Here is a 6,419-nt window from a genome sequence, read left to right as displayed (position 1 = left end):
AGTCAGTAAGACCCCTAGAAGAACACTAGGTAGATAGGTTAGAGGTGTAAGCGTGGTAACATGTTTAGCTGACTAATACTAATAGGTCGAGGGCTTGACCAAAATATACTGTGCAATTTTGAGAGAATAATCTCAAAAAAGTTTAAAGTTATTCTTGACAAATTCCAAAAAACAAGTATAATTTTAATTATATCTGGTGATTATGGCTTGAAGGTAACACCCGTTCCCATGCCGAACACGAAGGTTAAGCTTCAAAGCGCCGATGGTACTGCAGGGGAGGCTCTGTGGGAGAGTAGGTCGTTGCCAGATACTTGGATCTTTAGCTCAGTTGGTTAGAGCAACCGGCTCATAACCGGTAGGTCCGGGGTTCGAGTCCCTGAAGGTCCACCATTTGGGGGTATAGCTCAGTTGGGAGAGCACCTGCCTTGCAAGCAGGGGGTCAGGAGTTCGAATCTCCTTATCTCCACCATAGAGAAGATACTTATGAGAAATCATAAGTATCTTATTTTTTTATATTTATAAAATTAATGTTCAGTGTTAATATGTATTTGTAGAATTACAAAGGGGGAATTAACATTTTATATAGAATAAAACAATTTTATTGGTATATTACAGCTAAAATTGATGATAAAGATATTAATTTTATAAATAAATATTTAGATGAAGAGGAAATTAAATTATTTTATAAATTATTTAAAGGAGATCAAAAACATTCTATAAGAGTAGCCTATGATATAGATAAAAATTATAATAAATTTAAATGTATAATAAGTAAGGATTTATTTATTAAAGTAGCTTTACTTCATGATATAGGTAAAATAAATTCTAAATTAAATGTTGTACAAAAATCAATTATGGTAATTTTAGATAAGATCACTAAGGGAAAAGTAAAAAAATATAGAAATATATCTATAGTTAATATATATTATTATCATGGAGATATAGGATATAATATATTAAAAAAATATGCTAAGTATAATAATACAATGTTGTATTTAATAAAAAATCATCATAATAATAAATTAATAAATAATGATTTAAATATACTTAGATATTATGACAATTTAAATTAGAATATTGCAAAGTGGTGATAAAAATGAATTCTATTGAAAGAAGAAAGTTTATTGAAAGTATACTGTATAAAAGCAATAAACCCATAAAAGGTTCTATTATAGGTGAAAAATTAGGCGTTACAAGACAGGTAATAGTTAAAGATATAGCTATACTTAGAGCGGAAGGTAAAGAAATAATAGCTACTCCAGAGGGATATTTAACAACAAAAAATAATAACCATTTAATTAGTAAGGTTATAGCTGTAAATCATAATTCAGAAAATATGCAAGATGAATTAGAAACTATTGTTAAGTTTGGAGCTATTGTAAAGGATGTAATAATAGATCATTCAGTTTACGGAGAAATAAAGGCTATGCTTATGATAAAATCCTTGTATGATATAGATAACTTTATTAAAAAAATTAATAAAAATAAAGCGGAACCATTATTGATACTAACAGGAGGATTACATTTACATACAATATTAGCTGAACGCCAAGACATAATAGATAATGTAAAAAAAGAATTACAAAATAAAAATTATTTAATAAATGGGGAATAATGTTATGGAAAAGGTGGCTCTTTTGAAATGTAATGAGTATGATGTAGAAAAATTAGAAAATAAGTTACGAGAAGGATTTGAGCTTTTAGGCGGAGACGATTTTTTAAAAAAATTAATACCTTATAATAGTAAAGTTTTATTAAAACCTAATATGCTAAATGTAGAAAAACCAGGATCAATTGTTATAACACATTATTCTTTTTTTGAGGCTGTTATTAGAATTATAAAAGATTATTCTAATAATATAACTTTTGGGGATTCTCCTGGATTTGGTGACTCTAAGAAAGCTGCAGAAAGTTCTGGGTTGTTACAAGTAGCTAATAAATATAATGTGAAATTTGATGATTTTAAAGAAAGCATAAATGTAAGTCTTAATGATTCTATACTTTGTAAATCTTGGACTATAGCAAAAGCTCCATATGATTCGGATGTTTTAATAACTTTACCTAAATTAAAAACACATGCTATGGCTTACTTTACAGGTGCAGTTAAAAATCAATTTGGTTGTATACCAGGAACTTTGAAAGCAAGTTGGCATACTAGGATGCCTAATGCAAATAATTTCTGTAAAATGTTATTAGATTTAAACCAATTAGTAAATACTAATTTTGCTATTTTAGATGGAATTGTTTCTATGGAGGGAAATGGGCCTAAAAATGGCACACCTTATAATTTAAATTCTATTATAATGGGAGAAAGTTTGACAGCTGTAGACTCTGTAGCTGTAAATCTTATAGGATATGATGACCCCTTGGATATACCAGTTTTAAAAGAAGCTTATGATAATAATTGGGGTACAGTGTTTACTAGGGATATAAATGTTTTAGGAGAAAAAATAGAAGATTTGAAGGTAAAAGATTATAAACTTTGTAGAGAAGGTGGTAATTTTTATTTTGTGAATCCTACAGTCACTAATTTTTTAAGAGATATTATAGCACCTAATCCGAGGTTAATAAAGGATAAATGTATATCTTGTGGGAGATGTTTAGAGGTATGTCCTGAAAAGCCTAATGTTATAAAAATGGTAAAGAAAAAGGATAAATTTATACCGGTATGGAACATGAAGAAATGTATAAGATGTTTTTGTTGTCAAGAATTATGTCCTAAAGGAGCTATAGAAACTAAATATTCTACATTAGGAAATATTCTTAATAGGAATAAGAGGTGAGTAAATGAAAAAAAATAAGTTTACAGCATTTTTTTCTATTATATTAATAATTATTTTTTTATTATTTTTAGATACAATAGTTAACTTTACCATAAACATAAAATGGTTTAAGGAACTCGGATATTTATCTGTATATTTTACTAAAATAAAAGCTATTTTAGCTTTAATGATACCTGTATTTTTTATAGTTTTTATATCTATATGGATTTATTATAAAAATTTAATTTTAAATATAAATAAAAATGTAAATAAAAATATAATTGATGTGGATCTACATAAAAAAGGACTGGGTAGAAAATTATTTTTAATTATTAATTTTATAATATCAGCTATTTTTTCTTATATTTTTTCATTTAATTATTGGTATAGTATATTACAGTTTAATAATTCATCAAACTTTAATATAAAAGATCCACTATTTTTTAAAGATGTTTCTTTTTATATTTTTAGGTTACCTTTATTAGAATCTTTATATAAAATATTTATGTCTTTATTAATATTTCTTGTTATTACTACTTTTATTTTTTATTTTGTTTTAAATTTAAAAGATAGGATTAATTATAAGAAGGATAATTTAAAAAAGATAAAAAGTATTAATATGGATATAAGAGAGTTTGCGGGTAAACAATTAGCAATCACAAGTTTTCTTATAATGATATTTTTATCTTTGGGATATTTTATAAAATGTTGGAATTTAGTATATAGTCCCAACGGAGTATCTTTTGGTGCAAGTTATGCAGATGTTCATGTAACTTTAATTTTTTATAAAATAATAATAGTGGTGTCTATTATTTCAGCATTAGTTATATTTTTCAGTATAATTAAGTCTAAATTCAAGCCTATAATAGGATGTATTTTAATAATTGTTATTTTAATAATTGGACAAGGAGTAACATCTTATTTAGTTCAAAATTTTTTTGTTAAATCTAATGAAAAAACATTAGAACAACCGTATATAGAAAATAACATAAATTTTACTAGAAAAGCTTTTTCTTTAGATAATATAGATATAAAAGATTTTAATATAAAAAATAATCTAAATAAAGAAGATATTAAGGATAATAAAGTTAGCTTAGATAATATACGTATTAATTCATTTAAACCTACTTTAGAATTTTACAATCAAGTTCAAATTATACGATATTATTATACTTTTAATGATGTAGATATAGATAGATATAATATAGATGGCAAAAGTAATCAAGTATTTTTAGCTGCTAGAGAAATTGATAGTGATGCTTTAAATCCAGATACATGGCAAAATAGACATTTAATATATACTCATGGTTATGGTGTAGTAATGAACAAGGTTAATTCTGTAACTAGTGAAGGACAACCGGATTTTGTTATTAAAGATATACCACCATATAATAAAACTAATATAGATCTTAAGCATCCGAGGATATATTTTGGAGAAAAAACTAATGATTACGTTATAGTTAATACTAAAATGAATGAATTTGATTATCCAAAGGGTGATGATAATAAAACTAACAAATATTCAGGTAGTGCAGGAATATCAATGAATATAGTAAATAAGATATTATTTACTATAAATAAAAGAGATTTTAATTTTTTATTATCTAAGGATATAAATAAGGATAGTAAAATAATAATAAATAGAAATATAGTAGATAGAGCTAAAAAAATAGCACCATTTTTAAGATATGATAGCGATGCATATATGGTTATATATAAAGGCAAAATATACTGGATAATAGATGCATATACTGTTACTGATAGGTACCCTTATTCAGAGCCTTATGGAAATATAAACTATATAAGAAATTCTGTTAAAGTGGTAATAGATGCAGAGGATGGAAAAACAAATTTTTATATAACAGATAAGAAAGACCCTATAATAAAAAGTTATTCTAAGATTTTCAAGGGATTATTTAAAGATGGGGATAATGTTCCAGAAGAATTAAAATATCATTTTAGGTATCCAAAAGATTTATTTAATATTCAAAGTAATGTATTAGGTAAATATCATGTTAAGGACTCAGGGGTATTTTATAATGGGGAAGATTTATGGGAAGTATCTAAAGATCAAAAGAAAGTAGAAGGAGAAAAAAATATAAATGATTCACCTTATGTAATTATAAAATTACCTGGAGAAGATAAAGAAGAAATGATACTTTTAAATTATTTTAATGTAATGAAAAAAGATAATATGATAGCATTGTTTGGTGCAAGAATGGATGGAAAGAATTATGGTAAAAAGGTGTTGTATAAACTTCCATCAGATAAAACTATATATAGTCCTTATTTATTTAAACAAAAAATAAATCAAGATACTAATATTTCTAAGGAATTGTCCCTGTGGAATAAAGAGGGATCCCAGGTTAATTTTGGGGATACTATTATACTACCTATAAAAAATTCTTTGTTATATATAGAACCATTATACTTAAGGGCTAGTGGAAAGAATAGTATACCCGAAATGAAAAAAATTATTATATCTTATAATGATAAGTTGATACTAGCTAATAATATACAAGATGGACTACAACAACTATTTGAATATGATAATTCTGAGAATAATGCTGCGGATAATAAGGAAAACAAAAAAAACAATTTTGATAATTCTAAATTAAAGGAAGCTCAGGATTTTTATAATAAGGCTATAGAATCACAAAAGAATGGTGATTGGCATAAATATGGAGAGTACATTAATAAACTTGGAAAAATATTAAATAATGAAAAATAAATATAACTACGTAAACATAAATATTTTATTTCTATGTTTACGTAGTTTATTTTTATTAAAAATAGGTTTAATTATAAAAATATATGTAAATAATAACAATACAACAATATATTGGAGTGATTTTGATGAAGAAAAAAACAATAATATATACTGTTATTTTTACTGTTATTTTCATAATTGCCCCTTGTTGTACTAGCAAGAAGGGTATAAAAAATCAAAATAATATGAAAAAGGTAGAGGTAAAAAAAATAGATAAAATAGATGATAATAAAAAATATAAAAAAAATGATGTGAATGTTTTTTCATCTAATACATGTTTTAAAAAAACTTATTATATAAATAAAAATAATGTTAATGTTTATGATAAAAATGATAATTATAGTAAGGTATTATTTAGTTTGAATAAAGATGATATAGTTATAGCTTATAAAGAGAAAAATGGATATTTATATTGCGAAGAAGGTAGCATTGGTAGAAAAGGATGGATTAAAAAAAATAAAGATAATATTAAAGGATTTTCATACAAAAATACAGAATATAAAATAGATGTGGACTTGATTGATCAGATGGTGAATGTATATAAAAATGATAAAATAATAAAGAAAATTAATTGTTCAACAGGCTTAGTTGGAAATCAAGATACGGAAACTCCAGTAGGTATGTTCTACATTATGGATAAAGGAAAATATTTTTATAGTAATAAATATAATCAAGGTGGTAGATATTATATTAAATTTTTTGCTAACTATTTGATACACTCAATACCGTTAGATAAAAACGGAAATATAATAAAAGAGGAAAAAGATAAATTAGGGTTTCCTGCTTCTCATGGGTGTATAAGAGTATCAATAGATGATGCAAAATGGTTATATAATAATGTACCAAAAAAATCGTTAATATTTATACACTATTAAAATTTGTCGAAA

Annotated in this window: 5 protein-coding genes, 2 tRNA genes and 2 rRNA genes; all 9 read left to right on the top strand. The window is 24.9% G+C overall.

Going from position 1 to position 6,419, the window contains the following annotated elements; genetic code table 11:
• Positions 1-102: ribosomal RNA gene (locus BN1711_RS00215) — 23S ribosomal RNA — on the top strand; the annotation flags it as partial.
• Positions 103-192: 90 nt separating this feature from the next.
• Positions 193-309, top strand: a 5S ribosomal RNA gene (gene rrf, locus BN1711_RS00210).
• 4 nt (positions 310-313) lie between these two features.
• Positions 314-390: transfer RNA gene (locus BN1711_RS00205), tRNA-Ile, on the top strand.
• A 3-nt stretch (positions 391-393) separates the two neighbouring features.
• Positions 394-469, top strand: a tRNA-Ala gene (locus tag BN1711_RS00200).
• A gap of 151 nt (positions 470-620) precedes the next feature.
• Positions 621-1,073, top strand: coding sequence for an HD domain-containing protein (locus BN1711_RS00195; RefSeq protein ID WP_050606211.1), 453 nt, complete (start codon positions 621-623; stop codon positions 1,071-1,073).
• 23 nt (positions 1,074-1,096) lie between these two features.
• Positions 1,097-1,615, top strand: coding sequence for a transcription repressor NadR (locus tag BN1711_RS00190; protein ID WP_050606210.1), 519 nt, complete (start codon positions 1,097-1,099; stop codon positions 1,613-1,615).
• Between the two features lie 4 nt (positions 1,616-1,619).
• The gene (locus BN1711_RS00185) at positions 1,620-2,783 is read left to right on the top strand and encodes a DUF362 domain-containing protein (protein WP_050606209.1); all 1,164 of its coding nucleotides are present in this window, start codon (positions 1,620-1,622) and stop codon (positions 2,781-2,783) included.
• Positions 2,784-2,787: 4 nt separating this feature from the next.
• On the top strand, positions 2,788-5,493 hold the full coding sequence (locus tag BN1711_RS00180) for a UPF0182 family protein (protein WP_050606208.1): 2,706 nt from the start codon (positions 2,788-2,790) through the stop codon (positions 5,491-5,493).
• 125 nt (positions 5,494-5,618) lie between these two features.
• Positions 5,619-6,407, top strand: coding sequence for a L,D-transpeptidase (locus BN1711_RS00175; protein WP_050606207.1), 789 nt, complete (start codon positions 5,619-5,621; stop codon positions 6,405-6,407).
• Positions 6,408-6,419 lie beyond the last annotated feature (12 nt).

The sequence above is a fragment of the Clostridium niameyense genome, assembly GCF_001243045.1.
Taxonomy (GTDB): domain Bacteria; phylum Bacillota; class Clostridia; order Clostridiales; family Clostridiaceae; genus Clostridium_F; species Clostridium_F niameyense.
The sequence above is the reverse complement of the archived record's forward strand: the minus strand, read 5'-3'. Positions and strand labels throughout refer to the sequence as shown.

Bases quoted from the DNA above. Each gene is read 5' to 3' on its own strand.
- BN1711_RS00175 (WP_050606207.1), top strand. From the start codon at position 5,619: ATGAAGAAAAAAACAATAATATATACTGTTATTTTTACTGTTATTTTC.
- BN1711_RS00190 (WP_050606210.1), top strand. From the start codon at position 1,097: ATGAATTCTATTGAAAGAAGAAAGTTTATTGAAAGTATACTGTATAAA.
- BN1711_RS00185 (WP_050606209.1), top strand. From the start codon at position 1,620: ATGGAAAAGGTGGCTCTTTTGAAATGTAATGAGTATGATGTAGAAAAA.
- BN1711_RS00180 (WP_050606208.1), top strand. From the start codon at position 2,788: ATGAAAAAAAATAAGTTTACAGCATTTTTTTCTATTATATTAATAATT.